Annotated in this window: 19 protein-coding genes and 1 tRNA gene; 4 read left to right on the forward strand and 16 right to left on the reverse strand. The window is 73.2% G+C overall.

Annotated features, from left to right (window positions below; translation table 11 throughout):
* Nucleotides 1-42: 42 nt before the first annotated feature.
* Nucleotides 43-1,614: a dihydrolipoyl dehydrogenase family protein gene (locus ACFWE2_RS05885; RefSeq protein WP_377223274.1), complete on the forward strand. Its 1,572-nt coding sequence runs from the start codon at nucleotides 43-45 to the stop codon at nucleotides 1,612-1,614.
* Between the two features lie 73 nt (nucleotides 1,615-1,687).
* Here ACFWE2_RS05885 and ACFWE2_RS05890 read toward each other — a convergent pair whose 3' ends face one another.
* Both ACFWE2_RS05890 and ACFWE2_RS05895 read right to left on the reverse strand, forming a co-directional pair.
* On the reverse strand, nucleotides 1,688-2,719 hold the full coding sequence (locus ACFWE2_RS05890) for a glycine betaine ABC transporter substrate-binding protein (protein WP_377223275.1): 1,032 nt from the start codon (nucleotides 2,717-2,719) through the stop codon (nucleotides 1,688-1,690).
* A 110-nt stretch (nucleotides 2,720-2,829) separates the two neighbouring features.
* The gene (locus ACFWE2_RS05895) at nucleotides 2,830-3,666 is read right to left on the reverse strand and encodes an SDR family NAD(P)-dependent oxidoreductase (RefSeq protein WP_377223276.1); all 837 of its coding nucleotides are present in this window, start codon (nucleotides 3,664-3,666) and stop codon (nucleotides 2,830-2,832) included.
* Between the two features lie 65 nt (nucleotides 3,667-3,731).
* On the opposite strand from ACFWE2_RS05895, the gene ACFWE2_RS05900 reads away from it, so the two are divergent.
* A complete protein-coding gene (locus ACFWE2_RS05900) occupies nucleotides 3,732-4,328 on the forward strand; it encodes a TetR/AcrR family transcriptional regulator (RefSeq protein ID WP_377223277.1) in 597 nt (198 codons plus the stop codon).
* A gap of 81 nt (nucleotides 4,329-4,409) precedes the next feature.
* Here ACFWE2_RS05900 and ACFWE2_RS05905 read toward each other — a convergent pair whose 3' ends face one another.
* Both ACFWE2_RS05905 and ACFWE2_RS05910 read right to left on the reverse strand, forming a co-directional pair.
* Nucleotides 4,410-5,093: an ABC transporter permease gene (locus ACFWE2_RS05905; RefSeq protein ID WP_377223278.1), complete on the reverse strand. Its 684-nt coding sequence runs from the start codon at nucleotides 5,091-5,093 to the stop codon at nucleotides 4,410-4,412.
* Nucleotides 5,090-5,749, reverse strand: a complete 660-nt coding sequence (locus ACFWE2_RS05910) for an ABC transporter permease (RefSeq protein ID WP_377223279.1) — start codon at nucleotides 5,747-5,749, stop codon at nucleotides 5,090-5,092. Before ACFWE2_RS05910 ends, ACFWE2_RS05905 begins: the two co-directional genes overlap by 4 nt.
* Before the next feature lie 41 nt (nucleotides 5,750-5,790).
* On the opposite strand from ACFWE2_RS05910, the gene ACFWE2_RS05915 reads away from it, so the two are divergent.
* Both ACFWE2_RS05915 and ACFWE2_RS05920 read left to right on the forward strand, forming a co-directional pair.
* On the forward strand, nucleotides 5,791-6,852 hold the full coding sequence (locus ACFWE2_RS05915) for an ABC transporter ATP-binding protein (RefSeq protein ID WP_377223280.1): 1,062 nt from the start codon (nucleotides 5,791-5,793) through the stop codon (nucleotides 6,850-6,852).
* A 67-nt stretch (nucleotides 6,853-6,919) separates the two neighbouring features.
* The gene (locus ACFWE2_RS05920; protein ID WP_377223281.1) at nucleotides 6,920-7,816 is read left to right on the forward strand and encodes a RimK family alpha-L-glutamate ligase; all 897 of its coding nucleotides are present in this window, start codon (nucleotides 6,920-6,922) and stop codon (nucleotides 7,814-7,816) included.
* Between the two features lie 66 nt (nucleotides 7,817-7,882).
* Here the strand turns inward: ACFWE2_RS05920 and ACFWE2_RS05925 are convergent.
* The 12 genes from ACFWE2_RS05925 to ACFWE2_RS05980 form a co-directional block, all read right to left on the reverse strand.
* Nucleotides 7,883-7,958: transfer RNA gene (locus ACFWE2_RS05925), tRNA-His, on the reverse strand.
* Between the two features lie 72 nt (nucleotides 7,959-8,030).
* Entirely contained in the window at nucleotides 8,031-8,666 is a 636-nt protein-coding gene (orn, locus tag ACFWE2_RS05930; RefSeq protein ID WP_377223282.1) for an oligoribonuclease, read from the reverse strand.
* 157 nt (nucleotides 8,667-8,823) lie between these two features.
* Nucleotides 8,824-8,973 carry a hypothetical protein gene (locus ACFWE2_RS05935; RefSeq protein ID WP_377223283.1) on the reverse strand — a complete coding sequence of 50 codons (150 nt, stop codon included), beginning with the start codon at nucleotides 8,971-8,973 and terminating at the stop codon, nucleotides 8,824-8,826.
* A 315-nt stretch (nucleotides 8,974-9,288) separates the two neighbouring features.
* On the reverse strand, nucleotides 9,289-9,465 hold the full coding sequence (locus ACFWE2_RS05940; protein ID WP_377223284.1) for a hypothetical protein: 177 nt from the start codon (nucleotides 9,463-9,465) through the stop codon (nucleotides 9,289-9,291).
* 204 nt (nucleotides 9,466-9,669) lie between these two features.
* Entirely contained in the window at nucleotides 9,670-10,476 is an 807-nt protein-coding gene (locus ACFWE2_RS05945) for an FHA domain-containing protein (RefSeq protein ID WP_377223285.1), read from the reverse strand.
* On the reverse strand, nucleotides 10,473-11,762 hold the full coding sequence (locus tag ACFWE2_RS05950; RefSeq protein WP_377223286.1) for a VWA domain-containing protein: 1,290 nt from the start codon (nucleotides 11,760-11,762) through the stop codon (nucleotides 10,473-10,475). Before ACFWE2_RS05950 ends, ACFWE2_RS05945 begins: the two co-directional genes overlap by 4 nt.
* A 26-nt stretch (nucleotides 11,763-11,788) precedes the next feature.
* Nucleotides 11,789-12,901 (reverse strand): PP2C family serine/threonine-protein phosphatase, encoded by a 1,113-nt coding sequence (locus ACFWE2_RS05955; RefSeq protein ID WP_377223287.1) that lies wholly within the window; start codon nucleotides 12,899-12,901, stop codon nucleotides 11,789-11,791.
* Nucleotides 12,902-12,952: 51 nt separating this feature from the next.
* Entirely contained in the window at nucleotides 12,953-15,253 is a 2,301-nt protein-coding gene (locus tag ACFWE2_RS05960; protein WP_377223288.1) for a tetratricopeptide repeat protein, read from the reverse strand.
* Complete coding sequence (locus ACFWE2_RS05965) at nucleotides 15,250-16,353, reverse strand: hypothetical protein (RefSeq protein ID WP_377223289.1); 1,104 nt, start codon at nucleotides 16,351-16,353, stop codon at nucleotides 15,250-15,252. The genes ACFWE2_RS05960 and ACFWE2_RS05965 overlap by 4 nt, the downstream gene beginning before the upstream one ends.
* Nucleotides 16,350-17,348, reverse strand: a complete 999-nt coding sequence (locus ACFWE2_RS05970; protein ID WP_377223290.1) for a glutamate ABC transporter substrate-binding protein — start codon at nucleotides 17,346-17,348, stop codon at nucleotides 16,350-16,352. Before ACFWE2_RS05970 ends, ACFWE2_RS05965 begins: the two co-directional genes overlap by 4 nt.
* Nucleotides 17,345-18,673, reverse strand: coding sequence for a hypothetical protein (locus ACFWE2_RS05975; RefSeq protein WP_377223291.1), 1,329 nt, complete (start codon nucleotides 18,671-18,673; stop codon nucleotides 17,345-17,347). The genes ACFWE2_RS05970 and ACFWE2_RS05975 overlap by 4 nt, the downstream gene beginning before the upstream one ends.
* Nucleotides 18,670-19,604, reverse strand: a 935-nt coding sequence (locus ACFWE2_RS05980) for an AAA family ATPase (RefSeq protein WP_377223292.1), incomplete at its 5' end; no start/stop codon positions are given. The genes ACFWE2_RS05980 and ACFWE2_RS05975, both read right to left, overlap by 4 nt.

Below are 19,604 nucleotides of genomic sequence, written 5' to 3' on the forward strand. Positions count from 1 at the left end.
AGCCGTCTGGCGATCGGGCCGCCGGGAGGCCACGATGACGGCATGAGCATTCCTGAGGAGACGTTCGACGTCGTCGTGATCGGTGGTGGCCCGGTCGGTGAGAACGCCGCCGACCGGGCCTCGCGCACCGGCCTGTCCGTTGCCCTGGTCGAGTCCGAGCTGGTGGGCGGTGAGTGCTCGTACTGGGCCTGCATGCCGTCCAAGGTGCTGCTGCGGGCGGGCGCGGTGCGCGCCCTGGCCAAGGAGACTCCCGGCCTCCGGGATCCAGGTGCGCCCGACGCCGCTGCCGTCTTCGCCCGGCGCGACGAGATCACGAGCAACTGGGACGACTCCGGTCAGGTCTCCTGGGTCGAGAGCGCAGGTCTGACCCTGGTGCGCGGGCACGGGCGGCTGGTCGGAGAGCGGCTCGTCGAGGTCACGCTGCCGGCAGGCTCCGACAGCGAGGCGCAGGGCGGAGCGGACAGCGGCCTCGGGGAGGCGGAGACGGGAGAACCGCCGGCGAAGCGGCTCCTGCGCGCCCGGCACGCGGTGATCGCCGCGACCGGCAGTGTTCCCGTCCTGCCCGGCACTCCCGGGCTGGCGGAGGCCGCACCCTGGTCGAGCCGCGAGGCGACGGCGGCGGACACCGTCCCCGAGTCGCTGGTGGTCATCGGCGGTGGGGTGGTCGGCGTCGAGATGGCGAACGCGTACGCGGACCTCGGCGCGCGGGTGACGCTGCTGTCGCGCGGCCGGCTGCTGTCCTCGGCCGAGCCGTTCGCCGGCGAGATGGTCGCGGAGTCGTTGACCGCCCTGGGCGTGGACGTCCGCACCGGCGCCGAGGTGGCCTCTGTCGAGCGGCCAGGCGTCGGCGCCGAGGACGGTGCCCCCGGCCCGGTGACCGTCACCCTTGCGGACGGTGCCACGATCACCGCCGCCGAGATCCTCGTCGCGACCGGCCGGGTGCCGCGGACCGCCGACCTGGGTATCGAGAGCGTCGGCCTGGACGAGTCAGGGCTCGGTCGCGGCGGCGCCGTCGTCGTCGACGAGTCGCTGCAGGTCACCGGCGTGCCGGGCGGCTGGCTGTACGCCTGCGGTGATGTGACCGGTCGTGCGCCGACCACGCATCAGGGCAAGTACCAGGCGCGGATCGTCGGTGACGTGGTGGCGGCACGCTACGGCACGGAAGCGGGCGACCGGTCGCCGACGAGCGGTGACCCGGAGCCCGCCGTCGGGCAGGAGGGCAAGGCGTGGTCGCGGTATGCCGCGACCGCCGACCACAGCGCGCGCGTCCAGGTCGTGTTCACGCGGCCGCAGGTCTCGTGGGTGGGACCGACAGAACGCGAGGCGCGCGCGGCGGGCATCCCCGTGGAGGCCGTGTCGTACGACCTGGCCTGGGTGGCCGGCGCGAGCGTGGAGTCGCCCGGCTACAAGGGGCGCGCGCAGGTGCTCGTCGACACGCAGCGGCGGGTCCTGGTGGGCGCCACCTTCGTGGGGCCCGACGCCGGGGAGATGCTCCACGCCGCGACGATCGCCGTCGTCGGCGAGGTGCCGCTCGACCGCCTCTGGCACGCGGTGCCGGCCTACCCGACGGTCAGCGAGGTCTGGCTCCGTTTCCTGGAGTCCTACGGCCTGTAACAAGACGTTGAGTGCTGGATATTTGCGCTGAAACGACGATCAGAAGCGCAAATATCCAGCACTCAACGGTTGGTCACGCGTTTGGGGTCAGGGAGCCGTCCGAGCTGAAGACCAGGCCCAGGGTGACCTCGCCCTGCTGGAGTGCGCTCTTGGTCAGCGGGCCGCCGGCGTCGAGCGAGCGGAACTCCGCGAACTGAAGGCCGTAGGTCTCCTCGAGGCCCGGCTGGCAGAACGGGCGCTCGGTGCACTCCGGCGGGCCGCCGAGCACGAGGCCGCCACAGGCCTCGGCGAGCTCGCTGAGCGACGTGACGCCGTGCTCGTCCGCGAACGCCTTGGTCACGGCGAACGCGTTCTGGTCCTGCGCGGGGGAGGGCTGGCCGAACACGAGGCCGACCTCCTCGCCGAGCCCGGTGAGCGCCTCGACGGTCGCGTCCAGGTCGCTGCTGGCCACCGCCTCGGCGTCGGCCCCGTTGACGTCCTTGTTGATGAACTCCGTGAGCGTGCCCACGTACTCGGGGATGATCTGGACCTGCTTGCCGTCCTCCAGTGCGGGGAGGTAGGTCTCGCGGTTGCCGATTGTGGTGACCTCGGCCTCGTACCCGGCGGCGTTCAGCACCGTCGCGTAGATGGTGCCGAGCGTGGCGCTCTCCGCGAAGTCGGCGGCACCGATCACGATCTTGCCGCTGCCGCTCTGCTCGGGGGCGTCGAGGCCGGCGTCGGCCACGAACTCCTCCGCGACCTCCTTCGAGGTGCGGCGGTCGACGTCCACCGCCTTGTTCAGGCTGATGAGGGTGTCGGTGTCGAGCGCCGCCGAGACCGAGTCGAGGAGCGGCACGAGGGTGTCGTCACCCTCGACGGCCGCTGCGTTGACCGCAGGGATGATGTTGTCCACTGTCTGCAGCTGCTTGTCGTCGTCGAGCACCACCAGCTCGTCGCCGGGGACCGCCTCGCAGGCCGCGACGTTGCTGCCGCCCGTCGGGGTGCTGCCGCCGCCGCCTCCGGCGGATCCCGGCTCGCCGCAGGCGGTGAGGAAGGTGAGGCTGACGACGGCGACCGCCGCGCCGAGCGCCCGGGGCAGGGATAGATGCGTGCGGGGGAACTTCATCGATGTCTCCGAACCTGGGTGACGTACAACTGTTCTACGGCTTCGATCGATCCCATTCGACCCCGGCCGGCCGACTATGGCAAGGGGTAAACGCGCTCGTGAGAATGTCGTTACATCGCCCGGTTCGCCCCGGCCCGTGCGGCCGCGTCGGTGTTGCGCGAGCGGGCGCCGACCGAGCCCGACAGGAGCACCGCACGCCGCCGGGTGAAGAACCGTCCGAGCCCTGCCGCCAGTGCGTTGCGCCGGCCCGAGACGATGCTCGGTCGACCGTTTCCGCGGTCCAGCGTGCGCAGGCCCGTCTCGACGACCTGCTCGGGTGTCTGGTAGCTGCCGTTATAGGTGCCGCCGGGCAGGTCGTCGAAGAACTCGGTGCGGGTCAGCCCGGGGGCGAGGGACAGGACGCGGAGGCCGCTCGACCGTGACTCGAACCAGAGCGCCTCCGTGAAGCTCAGGACGAAGGCCTTGCACGCGGCGTAGACGGCCATGCCGGGCGAGGGCGCGTACGCGGCGAGGCTCGCGACGTTGACCAGGATCCCGCGGCCCTCCCGCCTCAGCGGCTCGATGAAGGCGCGCGAGATGTCGACGAGGTTCGCGACGTCGACGGCGATCTCGTCCTGCAGCCGGTCCGGGTCCTCCTCGTGGAACGGCCCGTCGGTGCCGAAGCCGGCGTTGTTGACGAGCCCGGTCACGGTGAGGCCGCGGGCCGCCACCTCGCCGGCGAGGACCTGCCCGGCGCCGCGCCGGCTGAGGTCGAGGGGGATCGGGGTTGCGCGTACGCCGTGCTCGCGTTCGAGCTCGTTCGCGAGCTCCTGCAGCCGGTCGAGGCGGCGGGCGACCAGGACCACGTCGGAGCCGCGCCTCGCGAGGGCTCGTGCGAAGGCGGCGCCGATCCCGGAGCTGGCGCCGGTGACGATCGTGGTCTGTGCGGTGAAGTCGATGCGAGTCATGCCTGCACCGTACGCAGGTTGTTGCACCAAGTGCAAGTGCTCGCACCGTGGGTAGGATCTGGTCCATGGACTCGACGCCTGACACCCCGACCCTGCGTGAGCGAACGCGCCGGGCAGTCCACGCCGAGATCACGGACACGGCGCTGCGCCTGTTCGCCGAACAGGGCTTCGACGCGACCACCGTCGACCAGATCGCAGCCGCGGCCGGTATCTCCAGGCGGTCGTTCTTCCACTACTTCGGGAGCAAGGAGGACGTGGTCATGGGCGACCTCGACGCGCTCGGCCGGCGGGTACGCGATGCGCTCGAGGCACGTCCGGCGACCGAGGGTGCGTGGGAGGCCCTTCGCGCAGCGCTCAAGACCCTGCGAGGCCCCGAGACCGACGCCGTGACCCAGCTCCAGATCGCGACCATGTACGCCGACGCGCCATCGCTCCGCGCGAAGCACCTCGAGAAGCATCTGCGCTGGCAGGAGCTGTTCGCCCCCGACATCGAGCGGCGGCTCGGCATCACCCCCGGTGCCACGGCGGACCCGCGCGCCCGCGCGATCATCGCCGCAGCGCTCGCCTGCCTCGACATCGCCGTCGACGCGTGGCGCGAGTCGGGCGGTGCGGGGGACCCCGTGGAGCTGTTCGACGCGGCGGTCGCCGCGGTCCGGGCCTAGCCCGCGCTCGGGCCTGGCCCGCGCTCGGGCCTGGCCCGCGCTCGGGCCTGGCCCGCGCTCGGGCCTGGCCCGCGCTCCGACCTAGCGCGCGCTCGCGCGCAGCGGGGCCGGCGTGGCCAGGCGCTGCCCGATGGCCAGCACCATGTCGATCGCGAGGCAGAGCGCGGCCACCACGACGCCGCCCGCGAGCACCTCGCCGTACCGCTGGGTGCCCATGCCGAGCGCGATGATCTGGCCCAGCCCGCCCCCGCCGACGAGAGCCGCGAGCGGGATGGTCGCGACCACCTGGACGATGGTGGTGCGCAGCCCGGCGGCGACGAGAGTGGTGGCGAGCGGCAGCTCGACCTGCAGCAGGATGCGCCCGTCGCTCATCCCCATACCCCGTGCCGCGTCACGGGCGTCGGGGTCGGCGCCGCGCACTCCCTCGTACGTGTTCACCAGCAGCACGGGCACGGCGAAGAACGCGGCGGCGATGACGGTCGCGGTGTTGCCGAACAGCCCGCCCGCGGCGAGCAGCAGGATGATGCCGAGCGTCGGCATCGCCCGGGAGGCGTTGGTGAGCCAGACGACGAGGCCGGCTCCCCGCCCGCTGTGCCCGAGCCACGCGCCGACCGGGATCGCGACCGCGGACGCCGCCGCGACGGCGACGGCGGTCATCGCCAGGTGCTCCCCGGTCAGCTCGAGCACGCCGCCGGGCTCGGTCCAGGTCAGGGGGTCGTTGAGCCACACGAGGGCTTCGTCGACGACGCCGGTGGGGGCGCTCATGAGGTCCTCCTGCGCAGCCAGGGGGTCACGGCTCTGCCGGCCGCCCACAGGGCGAGGTCCAGCACGAGGGCGAGCAGGATCGTCGCCAGCGTGGCGGTCATGATCTCGGCCCGGTAGGAGTTGTTGCGGAAGCCCTGGAACATGATCTGCCCCAGCCCGCCGTACCCGACCACGACGCCGACGGTCACCAGCGCGACGCTGGAGACCGTGGCCAGCCGCAGACCGGCGATGATGCTCGGCAGGGCGCTCGGCATGGCCACCTGGACGAGCAGCCTGCCGGACCCGTAGCCCAGACCACGGGCGGCGTCGAGGACGGCGGGGTCGACGGTGGCGAGGCCGGCCACGGTGTTGCGCAGGATGATGAGCAGCGCGTAGACGACCAGGCCCACCAGGACGGGCGGCCGGCCGATCCCGAGCACGGGCGCCAGGATCGCGAACAGCGCGAGGGACGGCACCGTGTACAGGACGGCCGCCGTGCCGACGACCGGCCCGGACAGCCAGCGGAACCGGGAGACCAGCACCCCCAGGGGGATGGCGATGGCCGCGGAGATCGCGACGGCCTCGATCGTGAGCCCCGCGTGCTCGAGCGTGCGTTCCCAGAGGACGGGCGCGTTGTCGACCACGTAGGACCAGGAGAACCACGGGTTGCCGGGCATGTCTTAGAACCTACCGCGTGCGACCCGGTAGGTTCTCAGACATGGCTGCCCGCACCGTGATCGAGCTGGATTCCGTCCGCAAGGCCTACGGGGACGGCACCGTCGCCGTGGAAGGACTGAGCCTCGCCGTGCGCGAGCACGAGGTGCTCGCGCTGGTCGGCCCGTCGGGCTGCGGCAAGTCCACCACGCTGCGCATGGTGAACCGCCTCGTGGAGCCGACGTCGGGCAGGATCCTGCTCGACGGCGAGGACGTCACCACCGCCGACCCCGTGGCGCTGCGGCGCCGCATCGGCTACGTGATCCAGAACGTCGGGCTGTTCCCGCACCGCACGGTCGAGGCGAACATCGCGACGGTGCCCGGGCTGCTCGGCTGGGACCGCAGGCGCACGCGGGCGCGCGTCGCCGAGCTGCTCGACCTGGTGGGCCTGCCCGCCGCGACCTACGCGAAGCGGTACCCCCACGAGCTGTCCGGCGGCGAGCGGCAGCGCATCGGCGTGGCCCGGGCGCTCGCCACCGACCCGCCGGTGCTGCTGATGGACGAGCCCTTCGGCGCCGTCGACCCGGAGTTCCGGCGGCACCTGCAGGCGGAGTTCCAGCGCATCCAGCGCGAGACCGGGACCACCGTGATCCTCGTGACGCACGACATCGACGAGGCGGCGCGCCTCGGCGACCGGATCGCCGTGCTGTCCCGCGGCGGCAAGCTCGAGCAGGTCGCGAGCCCGCTCGCTGTGCTGGCCCACCCGGCGTCCGACCGGGTACGGGACTTCACCGGCGAGGGCGCCGCCTCCCGCATGCTCGCCCTCGCGAGCGTGGAGCCCGCGGACCTGGAGGGCGCCGAGCGGATCGTCGAGCCCGCGCCGGCGCCCGTCCGGCTGGGGGCGCGCCTGACCGACGCGTTCGAGGCGGTCGCGGCCCTGCCGAGTTCGGCGATGGGCCGGGTGCCGGTCGTGGACCACGCGGACGACGTCGTCGGCTCGCTCACCGCCGACGGCATCCTCGGCGCGCTGCGCCGGGCCGCGGACGCTGCGGGAGCCGACACGGGCGTCCCGGACACCGAGGACGACGTCCCCGAGGACACGCCCCGCCGCGAGCCCGCAGTGTGACCGACGCCGCTCGGTCCGTGACGCCCGGCGCGGGACCCGGCCTGACCCGTCCCGATAGTCTCGGGGCGTGACCAACGCCCGCGTAGCCCTCGCGACCTGCTCCCAGCTGCCCGACCTCGACACGGACGACGTGCCGCTGATCGCCGCCCTGGCGCAGCGCGGCGTGACCGCCGAACCCGCCGTGTGGGACGACCCCGCCGTGGACTGGTCCGCCTACGACCTCGTGCTGGTCCGCTCCACCTGGGACTACTCGCCGCGCCACGACGAGTTCCTCGCGTGGGCGCGCTCGCTGCCCAAGGTGGCCAACTCCGTCGACGTCATCGAGTGGAACACCGACAAGCGCTACCTCCGGGTGCTCGAGGCCGCCGGGATCCCCGTGATCCCCACGATCTGGCTCGACCCCGCGCGGCACCTGTCCAAGCGCGCCGTGCACACCCGCATGCCCGCGTTCGGCGACTTCGTGGTCAAGCCCGTCGTCAGCGCCGGCGCCAAGAACACCGGCCGCTACCAGCCCGTGTCCGCGCAGTCGCGTGCCAAGGCCATCGCGCACGCCGTCCGCCTGCTCGACGACGGCCGCTGGGTGATGATCCAGCCCTACGTCACCTCGGTCGACACCGCCGGCGAGACCTGCCTGATCTTCATCGACGGCGAGCTCACCCACGCCGTCCGCAAGAACGCGCTGCTCACCGGCCCCGCCGAGGACACCAGCGAGCTGTACGCGGAGGAGGAGAAGGAAGCGTTCGAGGCCACGCCCGCCCAGATCGACGTGGCCCAGCGGGCGCTCGCCGTGGCCAGGGAGGCCACCGGCGCGGAGTTCACCTATGCGCGCGTCGACCTGGTCTCGGGCGACGACGGCGTCCCGATGGTGATCGAGCTGGAGCTCACCGAGCCGTCGCTCTGGATGAAGTACGGCACGGGCGTCGAGGAGAAGCTCGCCGACGCCGTGGTGAAGCTGCTGGGCTGAGTGCAGGGCGCCGGCGGAGTCCGGCTACGACGAAGGGCCCCTCACCGGAGTGAGGGGCCCTTCGTATGGGGTGAGCGACGGGACTTGAACCCGCGGCCCTCGCGACCACAACGCGATGCTCTACCAGCTGAGCTACGCCCACCATGCTCGCCGATCCTGGACCGGCGACCGTCGAAAAGCATACATGGTCACCAGCCCCGGACCGAACTGAAAACTATCGCGTGAGCGGCTTCGTGACGGACGTCTCTGCGATGCGCTGTGCCGCGGCGCGCGCGGTCGCCGTGTCCGGGCCGGGGTGGGCGGGGAACAGGACCTCGCGGTAGTAGCGCAGCTCGTCGATCGACTCGAGGATGTCGGCGAGCGCACGGTGCCCGCCGTCCTTCTTCGGGGAGGCGAAGTAGACGCGCGGGTACCAGCGGCGGGCCAGCTCCTTGATCGACGACACGTCGACGATCCGGTAGTGCAGATGCGCCACGAGCTCGGGCATGTGGAGGTCGAGGAACGTCTTGTCCGTGCCGACCGAGTTGCCGGCCAACGGCGCCTTGCGTGGCTCCGGTACCCACTCGCGGACGTAGGCGAGGATCTGCGCCTGCGCCTCCTCGAGAGTCAGCCCCTCGTCCAGCTCGTCGAGCAGGCCGGACGTGGTGTGCATGGTGCGAACGAAGTCGTTCATCTGTGCCAGCGCCTCGGCCGGAGGCTTGACGAGGACATCGACACCGGTGCCCAGGACGTTGAGGTCGGAGTCGGTGACGATCGCGGCGACCTCGACGAGCGCGTCGGCGCGCAGGTCCAGGCCGGTCATCTCGCAGTCGATCCAGACGATGCGCTCGTTGGGGTTGGGAAGGCTCACGCCGCTCAGCCTATTGCGTCCGGAGCAGGGGAGTTACGCGGTGGGTGGTCAAGGCGGGACAGTCCGGGCAAACGGAAGGCCCTCCCGCAGACCGACCGAGTGGTCGTCCGAGGAAGGGCCAGGAAGTTCGGCGACGGCGCCTGTGCGCCGGGACCGGTCAGATCAGGCGGAGTCGCTTGGTGCGCTTGGCGGTGCGGCGTTCGGGACGCTCGCGGAGCGCGCGCGCCTGAGCTCCGGCGACCTCCGCGCGGCGGGCGATCTCGGCGACCTGTGCGCGGCCGATGTCGTACGCGGTCTGGGCATGCATGTGTCTGGTCCTTCCAGGGGTGGGGAGAGGGTGACGGTGCGGTGGGGTGTACCGGCCGGGTCGCGGCTCGGCGCCTCGCACTGTTTCCGTCGTGTTACATCATCCCTGATCCCGGAAATCCCGCGCAAGCCGGACAGGGGTGACGTGCGGCACCCTTCCGCAGGTCAGGGCGTTGCGCACGCCCGCAGAGGGGTCGTGTCCGGGGCGATCAGCTGTCGTACTACGCCGAAGCAGAGCGGGTGCCGTGCACGCGCTCTGCTTCGGGGTGTGGAGGGGCGCCGGGTGTCGGGTGGGACCCGGCCGGCGCCACGGGGGTCATGCCGACCGCACGCGCAGGGCGGGAACCCGTACGCGGCTGTTGGTGCGTGCGGCGCCGGCCTCGGCCGTGCGTCGCTTCTGCTCCAGGCGGAGCGTTCGTGAACGCCGGTTCTCGTCGGCGTCGCGGAGGCGGTCCCGGTGAAGGGTGAGCGCCAGGTCGTACTCGGTATGCACGTGAGTGCCTTTCGTGACGCTGGATGTGCCGGTCTCCCGACATGGGTCTGGCCGGACCCTTTCCACCGCCCGGTATGGGACCGGACGGACGTCACCGCGGTGTGCCCTGAGCCTCCCAGGTGACACCCGGTCGGCGCACGGCTTTTTATCCGGGCAGGTCAGAGACCCGCGTCACAGGGCGACCCGGGCCTCCGCCAAGACCTGTCAGGCCTCGCCCGGGAGCGCCTTGCGGATGACCAGCCGCGTCCAGGCCCCGATGTAGACCCGGTCGCTCTCCTCGATCTCCCGGCGGACGCCCTGCGTCAGCGGGACGTCGGGCAGGGGGTCGCCGGTGGCTGCGACGAACGTGCCGTTCGACGACCCCAGGTCCTCCACCCACCAGCGCATCCCGTCGGTGGTGAGCTGGCAGTGGCGCCGGGACACTCCCGGGTCGCTCCCGCAGTCGACGTCGGGCCGGATCCCGCGGGACTGCGACGGCCGCCCCACGAGGAGGCTGCGCTGCCGCAGCGTGACGAGGCCCGGCAGGCCCGCCGACGGCATCGGGTCCTCGGGCTGCTCGTGCGCGTACCAGTCGGGATCGACCCAGATCTCCGCGACCCAGGTGTCGTCGCCCGGTACCGGCGGCGCGCTGAGCCCGCCGCCCGTGCCGGGCGACGGCGCGGGCGCACCGGCCGACGGCGGCGGTGTGGCCTGCGCCGGCGGGCTCGGCTGCTGCGGCGCGCTCAGGCCGCCCAGGTCCAGGGCGGACGTCGGAGGCGGCGGCGGAGCCGTCGTGCCGGTCGTGAAGTCGTACCCGCAGTTCTCGCAGAACAGCGAGCCGGAGGGGGACAGCTCACCGCAGTTGGGGCAGGTCACGGGGCCGCCGCCGGCCGGGGACCCGGCGGACGAGGCCTCGGCCGCCCCGGTCTCGGCAGGCTCGACCGCCGAAGACCCCGCGGGGATCGGCGTACCGCACACGTCGCAGTAGTCCGTGGACTGGCTGGTGTGGCCCTCCGGGCAGACGACCGTCATGCGCGCCGTACCCGGGTCGTCTTGGTGGAGGCGGTGTCGAGTGCCATCTCGTCCAGCTTGGCGGAGTTCCGCTTCAGGCGCACGGTACCCGCCTCCTCGTCGTCCACCTCCACGATCTTCCGCAGGCGCGAGGTCGCGTCGTCGTTGCCGGTCTCGGCGGCGAGCTGGACGGCACGGCCGAGCTTCACGGTCGCCGTCGCCTCGTCGCCGGCGGCCTTGGCGGCCAGGCCCTCCTGGATGGCCGAGGCGAGCTCCGCCTGGCCCGTGTAGTGCGCCACCTCGGGGCTGATCCGGGCCGTCAGCGTGGAGTCGTCCGACCACTTGGCCTTGACCAGGCCCGACGCCGTCACCTCGTCACCGACGGCGACCTGCACGCGCGCCGCGAGCTGTTCGGAGCCCACGGGCTTCGCCGGCACACGGACCGCCACGTGGTACTCGCGGGTCTCGTCGGCCCACGCGCCGGTGGGGTACGCACTGGTCAGGGCGTTGACCTGGGTACGGCGGCCGGTGAGGTCGTCCACCTCCGGCGCCACCTGCCTGACGAACAGGACCTCGGAACCCTGGGGCGCCCACACCCGCAGGTCCACGGCGGCGACACCGCGGGCCATGGACTTGCGCACGAGGGCGGAGAAGTCCTCCGCGATGTCCTCCGGCCTGGCGATGAGGTCGACGGTACCGAGCAGCGCCGTCGAGATCTTGCGCAGCTCCTCCACCACCCAGCGGTCGCCGACGCCGCGGGCGTCGCACTGGAAGTGCCCGGTGACGTCGGCGATCATCCGGTCCAGGTGCATGGTCGGCTCGGACTCGTTCTTGCCGTCGGTCAGCAGGATCAGGTGCTTCTGGGCCGCGGGGGCGGTGGCGAAGAGGTCGTCGGCGAGGCGCAGCCAGGAGGAGATGGCGGTGCCGCCGCTCGCCGACATGGTCGAGATGGCGCGCTTGGCCTCGTTGCGGGCGGCGGGCTCCATGGCCACCATGGGCACACGCGCGTTGGGGTAGGGGAAGATCCGGGTCGCCACGTGGGAGCCGCCGATGATGGCGAACAGGGTGCCGTCGGGAATCTGGTCCACCGCCACCGCCGCCGCGTACTTGGCGGCCTCCATGTTGCGGCCCTGCATGGACCCGGAGGTGTCGACGGCGACGATCTCGGCGACGCCGCCCGGTCCGCCGGCGCTCACCCCGCCGCCCCCGCCGGCACCCGTGCACGTCACGGACACGACAGCGTGCACGTCGGTGGCGCCGTCGGACAGGAACTCGTTCTGGAAGACCTCGGCGGAGAACTCGGCCACGGTGGCTCCTCTCGGGTAACGGCAGGCTATCGCTGCTCGGTGACAGTGGGGGAGACGCGGGCGAGCGCCGCGGTGATGTTGTCCCGCCCACCCTGTGCGTTGGCCCAGCGCACGAGCGCCGCGGCCGTGGAGTGCGGGTCGCCGGAGGTGGCGAACCGGCGCACGAGCTCGTCCATCTCGTGCGCGTCGGAGCAGTAGTTCCAGAGCCCGTCGGAGCAGACGAGCAGCCAGCCCGGCCCGGACGGGACGGTCGCGGCGCAGCGGGCGTCCGTGTCCGGGGCGTCGGGGCCCAGCCACCGCGTGATCGCGTGCGCCTGGGGCGACGTCTCGGCCTGGGACCGCGGCACGCCGGCCGCGATCATCTCCTGGGCCCACGAGTCGTCGACGCTGAGCTGTTCCGGCCGGCCGGCGTCCGGCAGCCAGTACACGCGGGAGTCGCCGAGCCAGCCCGCGACGATCAGGCCCTCGTCCACCACCGCGGCCGCGAAGGTGCACGACGGCGGGTCGTCCGCCGCGTTCTTCCCCTTCGTCGCGGCGAGCTGTTCGGCGGCGCCCCGCACCGCCTGGCCCGCCGCCCGGGAGGCGGCGACCATCGCGTCGGTCCAGCCCGCGATGCGCCTGCTGGTCGCGCCGACCACCGAGCTGGCCCCCTCGGGGCCGTAGGCCACCAGGACGTCCCGCGCGGCGCGGCTCGCGGCGAGCGAGGCGACGTCGGAGTCGGGTGCGCTGGACACGCCGTCGCACACCACGAGGGCCGCGAAGGTTCCGCTCGTGGCGAGGGCCATCGCGTCCTCGTTGCGGGGGTGCCGCACACCGCGGTCGCAGACGCCGGCCACCCACTCGGCAGGGCGTTCCTCGAAGTGGTCGCGCTCCGACTGGCCGGGCGTACCGCAGTCGGCGCAGTACCCGTCCGGGGCGATGGTGCCGCCGCAGGCGCCGCAGGTCCGGCGGCCGGAGGCATCGCCGGTCGCCGGGTCGGGGTCCACCACGGTGGGTGCCACGTCGAGGGTCACCTCGGAGGGGACGCTCGCGGCGGAGCCGCGCAGCGGCGTGCCGCAGTTCTCGCAGAACCTGGCGCGGGGCGCCGCGTTCTCTCCGCAGCGGGGACAGCGGACGAGGCTATTGTCGTCGGCACTCATGTCTGGGAAGGTCTCCTTGCCTCGTCAGCTGGCTTCAGTTCGGTCGACCGCTCAACGCATGGTCCACCGCCGTACGGAGTTTGCCCGGTCGACGAGGTCCACGCGCCTCAGGCGGTCGTCGGTGAGGTGGGCGAGCGTGCGCAGGGCGAGCTCGAGCCGGTCCCGCAGCTCCGGCTCCGTGGCCTCGGCGCCGGCTATCCGCACGCTCGGGTCCGGCCCCTCCTGGGTGACCAGGTCGAGCGCGCCCGCGAGGGCGTCGACGGTGACCTCGGCCCTGGGGCGGTCGGGGACGTGGGCGCCGTCGAGCCCGGCGACGGCGTCGGACAGGTCGAGCAGGGTGCGCCGTGCGTCGACGAGGAGCCGGGCCCGCCGCAGGCGCGCGTCGGGGAAGGACCCACGGCTGGGGCTCACCAGGTCGAGCGCGCGCAGGGCGCCGTCGAGGTCGCCGCCCCCCGCCCGCACCCGGGCGAGGCCGAAGGCGGCGGCGCCCGTGTAGTTCGAGTCGGCTCGCGCGATGGTGCCGTAGAGCTGCTCGGCGACGCCGGGCTCGCCGGAGACCTCGCAGGCGGTGGCGAGCGCGAGCTTGGGCGCCGGCTCGCCGGGCACCTGCCCGTATACGGCGTTGAACGACGCGCGGGCGGCTGCCGGGTTGCCCGCCGAGAGGTGGCCGAGGCCCTCCATCCAGGCGGCGCGCCACTCCCACGGGTCGTGCTCGAGGATCTGCGCGACCGTCTCGCGCAGGCGGTCCAGGTCGCCGGCCTCGATCGCGGCCCGCGCCAGGGCGAGCCGTACCTCGACGGTGGCCTCGGCCGCGCCGGAGAGCGCGACCATCCGGGCCGTCGGGTCGGTAACGTTCACGCCGGACAGCCAGGACGCCATCGGGTCCGTCGAGTCGACCTTGAGCACCGGCAGCTCGTCCCAGCCCAGCGCGTCGTCGGCGCCGTCGAGCGGCGGCACGCCGAACAGGACCGACTCGGCGGACGTCGTCGCGGTGTACCCGGGGCCCTTGTCGGTGGCGACCACCTCGCGGAGCACGCCGAGGAGCTGGACGCGGGCCTCGTCGACCCCGCCGAACCGGTCGGCGGGGTTCGGCGCGCACGCCTTGGCCAGCCAGCGGTAGAACGAGTCGTACTTCTGGAAGACCGGCGTCTCGGACACCGGCGGGAACGACGCCTGGTACACGGTCGTGTTGCCGCGGAAGTCCAGCACCAGGGAGGCCAGCGTGCGGCCCAGCGTGAAGATGTCGGAGGCCACCGACGGCCCGATCTCGGGCACCTCGGGCGCCTGGTAGCCGACGGTGCCGTAGATCGCGGACGTCAGGTCGTTGATGCGGCGCACGCCGCCCATGTCGATCAGCTTGACGCCGTCGCCCTGGGCGATGATGTTGTCCGGCTTGAAGTCGCAGTACAGCAGCTCGTGGTCGTGCAGATAGCTGAAGGCGGGCAGCACCTCGAGGATGTACGCGATGGCCTGGTCGACGGGCAGCGGCCGGGCCTGCCCGCCGCCCTGTTCGCGGCGCTCCTTGAGCACGTCCTTGAGCGACTTGCCGCCCACGAACTCCATGACCGTGTAGCCGAGGCCCTCGTGCAGCACGAAGTTGAAGATCTCGACGATGAGCGGGTGCTCGACCTCGGCGAGGAACTGGCGCTCCGCGACCGCCGCCTCGTACGCCTCGCGGTCACCCGCGTTGAGCAGACCCTTGAGCACCACCCAGCGGCCGCTGACGTTGCGGTCGCGGGCCAGGTAGATCCAGCCGAGGCCGCCGTGCGCGAGGCAGCCCACCACCTCGTACTGGCCGGCGAGGAGGTCGCCGGCCTTGAGCGCCGGCGCGAAGTCGTACCGCGCGCCGCAGTGTCCGCAGAACCCGGCGATGCGGCCGGGCACGCCGTCGCGGGCGCGTCCGACCGGCTGGCCGCACGTGGGGCAGAAGCGCTTGTTCTCCGCGAGCTCCGGCGTGGCCATCACGGCCTGCAGCGGGTCGGCGACCGGGGTGTGCGGCACGGTGGTCAGGCCGGCGCCCAGCCGGTGCCCGCGCAGCCGGGTCGACCCGGTGCCCACCCGGCGGGTCTGGTACGTGCCTGACGACGCCGCACGCGCCGAGCCCAGCGCCGTCGACGCGAGGCGGGACGAGCTGGTGCGGCCGGTCGACGGCTGGCCCATCGAGTCCGGGCCAGCGCCCGATCCAGAGGCGCGGACGGTCGACGCGTCCTGGTCCCCGCTGGTCCACGACGCCGCGACCTCGGCGAGCGCGTCGCCGGCGGGGTTGCCCCCGGCGGGCGCGCCGCACACGTTGCAGTAGCCGTCCTCGATGGTGCCGGTGCAGCCGGGCTCGGCGCAGGCCTGTGTCGTCATCGGTGTCCCTCCGGGAGATCACGCACTAGCGTCTCGAGCTGCTCGGTGAAGTGCCGTGCCAGGGCCAGGTCGCAGGGTGTCGCGTCCAGGGCCTCACGTGCCTCGTCCTCGCCGGCCTTCACGGTCGACGACGCCGCCCGCCCGTTGCCCTGGGCTTTTGTCATGAGCTGCTTAACGCGGTAGCGCAGCTCGGCGCGTTCGCGCAGGGGCGCGGTGTAGGCGTCCTCCACCCTCGCCATCGCCCGTTCGACGGCGCCCAGCCGCTGGACGTACGTCTTGAGCTGGTCGGGTTCCGTCGGGACCTCGCCGAGCCGGGCCACGTCCGGGATCGCGAGCCGCGGCGGGTCGGCGATCTCCCGGCGGCAGCGTTCGGCGACCTGGTTGAGCACGGGCGCCCGGTCGGCCAGGGTGGTGCGCAGCGCGACGGCGCGGTCCCGGTCCTTGGCGAGCGACCGGCGCCGCGCCGTCGCGACGATGAGGTCGCGCTCGGTGCGCGCCGCCTCGTCCTCGAGCGCCGCGAGCGGCCCCGTGATGTCGGCGCCGCGGGCGGCGTCGGACCTGAGGCGGGCGAGCCGGTCGCGCAGGCGGGCCACCACCGCGTCGTCCTCGGTGTCGGCAGAGGCGAGCGCGGCGTCCTCGGCCCGGACGAGGCCTGCGGCCAGGGAGCGCAGGCGGGCGGTGACGTCGGCGGCGTGCGGGTCGAAGAAGAGCCGGGCCGCGAGCTGGTCGGCCTGGGCGTCGCACAGGCGCGCGGCGTCGACCAGGGAGAGCAGCGAGGTCGCCGGGTCGCCGCCCAGCCGGCCCCAGATGAGCTGGGACATGCGCTCGCGCGCGACGGCGTCCGCGCGGCCGGAGTCCCACACCGTGACCAGCTCGTCGGTGCGCGTGCGCACCGCCTGCCACAGCGTCAGCGCCAGCACGACGTCGGCCGTGACGCCCTCCGTGCCCGACTGGCGCGCCGCGGAGTCGAGCCGGTCGAGGTCGGCGCGTCGCGCGTCGAGCCAGGCCTGGAGGTCCGACAGGTAGGTCAGGAGGTCAGTGGGTTCCGCGGCGACCCCCAGGGCGCCGGGTGGCGCCGGCGCGCGCTGGGTCCTGCTCACGGTGTCCGTCCGTAGACCGGGTCAGGGGCGGCGGGCGCGGGCCCGAGCGCATCGCCCAGCCAGCGGTCGTAGGACTCCTCCCACTGCCCGCCGGCGACCATGTCCTCCAGCACGCCGTTGACGAACCGCACCATGTCCGGCTGGTCGGCGGGGATGCCGACGCCGTACGGCTCGTCGCTCACGGCGTCGCCGACGACCTTCGCGTACGGGTCCTGCGCGGCGAAGCCGGCCAGGACGGTGTCGTCGCCGGTGATGGCGTCCACCTCACCCTGCTGGAACAGGACGAGACACGTGGTGTGGGTCGCGGCGGGCACCGCCTCGACGCCCTCCCACTCGCCGAGCCGTTCCAGGGTGGTGGTGCCCTCGGGTGCGCACACCCGCTGCCCCTCGAGGTCGTCGATGCCCGCGACCTTCGACGTCGAGGGCACCAGGAGCTTCTGGCCCGCGTGGTAGTACTCCGCCGAGAACGCGATGTTCTCCCAGCGGTCGCAGTTGATGGTGAAGGCGCGCGTCACGACGTCGACCGCGTGCTCGGCCAGCACGGTCTCGCGGTCGCCCGACGTGATCACGCGGAACTCGATCTTGTCCGGGTCGCCCAGGATCGCGTCGGCGATCTGCCGGGCCACGTCGATGTCGAAGCCCTCGATGTCGCCGGTGAACGGGTTGCGCGAACCCATGAGCAGGGTGTCGGCGGACACCCCCACCCTGAGGGCACCGTGCTCCCGGATGGCGGCCATGGTCGAGCCGGACGTCACCTCGGGGTCACCGTCCGGGTCGAGCGACGCGACGGCGGGCCGCCCGTCGGCGCAGTCCTCCGCGGCGGTCGCGACGCCGGCCGGTGCGCCACCGGTGGCGGCCTTCGGGGCCGACTCCTGCGCCACCGAACCAGCGCCGGTGAGCAGGTGCGTCGTCGGTTCGGGTGCGCACGCCGCCGTCGAGCCGACGACGGCGAGCGCGACGAGGACGGCGACCAGCGGTCTGCGAACGGTGCTCATCGGTACTCCTTCAGGCGGACGTTCATCCCGGCGGCAGCGGCCACTGCCCCTGCCACGCCGAGCACGAGGGCGATCCACGCGGCTGCCTGCGCGGTGGTCGCCGCGGACCCGAGCCGGTCGACGGCCTCCGTGCTGGTGGCCTCGACGTCCTCGTGGGCCCGGTCGGAGAACGCGGCGAAGGCCGCCCCCGCCGAGCCGTCCCCGGTGGCCGTCGCCGCCTCGACGGCGTCGTCCCAGCGGCCGCCGTCGTCGAGCTCGCGGATCTCGGCGTGCCTGGCGTCCCACTCCTCCAGGAGGGGCAGAGGGCCCGAGCCGGTGCCCGTCGCCTCGGCGGCCTCGGCCAGCAGGCCCTTCGCCTCCGTGAGCGACGACCGGTAGGACTCCTCGAACTCCGCGCCTGAGCCGCGCTTGATCAGCGTGAAGGACTCCATCGACTTGGCGTCGGTGGCCAGCGACAGCGCCTCGGACGTCGCCACCGTCGCCGCGTACGGGCCGCTCGCGACCGACCGGGCGACGCCGTTGCCGCCCAGGACCGCCGCCATCGTCACGACGCCCCCGACCAGGAGGGCGACGCTCGCGGCCGCCAGCCCGGTGTTCAGGACCCGGTGCGTGCGCCGGGCGAGCCAGAGCTGGACGGCGCCCAGCGCCACGAGGGCCAGCAGCACGAACAGGAGCAGCGCCTGGGCCAGCGAGATGGAGCCCAGGTCGGCGTCCACCCGCTGCGACGTCGAGACCGCCACCTCGTCGATGGTGGGCAGGACCTCGTCGCGCAACGCCGCCGACGCCTGGTCCAGGTACGCCGCGCCGACCGGGAAGCCCTGCCGGTTGTTCGCCCGCGCGGACTCGACGAGGCCCGCGTACCGCTGCACCGCGTCGGACACGGCCGCGAGGTCCGCAGCCTCCCCGGCGCCCCGCGCGGTCGCGGCGAGGGACGGGACGGCCTGCGCGGCCTCGGACAGGCTCGCCTCGTAGCGCTCGCGCGCCTCCGTGGGCTCCAGCCCGCCCACGAGGAACGCGTTGGTCGCCGTCGCGTCGGCGGACACCAGGTCGTTGCGCAGCTCCTGCGTGCCCACGAGCTGGGCCGCGTCACGCTGCGCGTCGTGCAGCGCCGCCGACTGGCCGTTACCCGCGAGGAACCCGGTGATGCCGAGGAGCAGGCAGGCCACCACTGCGACGGTCGTGGCCAGCGCGAGCTGGCCCGGGGTGGTCGTCAGTGCCATCGAGAAGCGGCTGCGCCGACGTAGCACGGCGCTGCTGCGCGGCCCGGGGACCTCGCCGGGATCAGGGTCGGACGTGGCCGGGCTCGTCGTCGTCGGTGCGGTCACGCGGTGGCCTCGCTGTCTGTACCGATGTCCACGACATCCTCCAGGTCCTCTGGGACCAGCGTGCGGAGCTGGTCCAGCGTCGGTCGTTCAACGTCCCGCAGGCGCCAGGCGTGCCGGGCGATCGCGGAGTCGAGCACGTTGCGGGCCCAGCGCCCGTTGCCGAAGCCCTCGCCGCGCGGCTGGTCGGCCGCCAGACGGTCAAAACGCTCCAGGGTCTCCGGCTGTGGCTCGAAGTCGGCGGACCTCGTCATGCTCTCGAAGATCCGGCGCAGCTCGTCGGCTGAGTAGTCGTCGAACGTGATGGTGCGCGCGAACCGGCTCTCCAGGCCCGGGTTGGTGCTCACGAACCGAGCCATCGGGCCCGGGTAGCCCGCCACGATCACGACCAGGTCGTCGCGGTGGTCCTCCATGTCCTTGACCAGGGTGTCCACCGCCTCCCGGCCGTACTGGTCCTCGGCCAGGGCGTAGGCCTCGTCGATGAACAGGACGCCGCCCAGGGCGCGCTGCACCACCGCCGTCGTCTTCTCGGCGGTCTGGCCCAGGTAGCCGGCGACCAGCTCGGAGCGGTCGACCTCGACCAGGTGACCCTTGTCGAGCAGGCCCAGCGCGCGGTAGATCCCGGCGACCAGGCGGCCGACCGTGGTCTTGCCGGTGCCTGGGTTGCCGACGAAGACCAGGTGGCGGGTGAGCGTCGGGGCGCTCAGGCCGGCTTCGGCGCGGAGGCGTTCTATGCGGAGGAGCTCTGTCTGGCGGTGGATCTCGTCCTTGACTCTTGCTAGGCCGGTGAGGGCGTCTAGCTCGTTCAGGAGCTCTTCTAGGGTTCGCTCGGGCTGGGGCTCTTCGGCTGGGGCGGCCGCGGGGTCCGAGATACCGCGCCGGGATGCGTTCACGGGCCCCAGGGGGCCCTCCACTTCGGGAAGGAATACATCCC

This window comes from Promicromonospora sp. NPDC060271, assembly GCF_042726755.1.
In the GTDB taxonomy this organism is placed as follows: domain Bacteria; phylum Actinomycetota; class Actinomycetes; order Actinomycetales; family Cellulomonadaceae; genus Promicromonospora.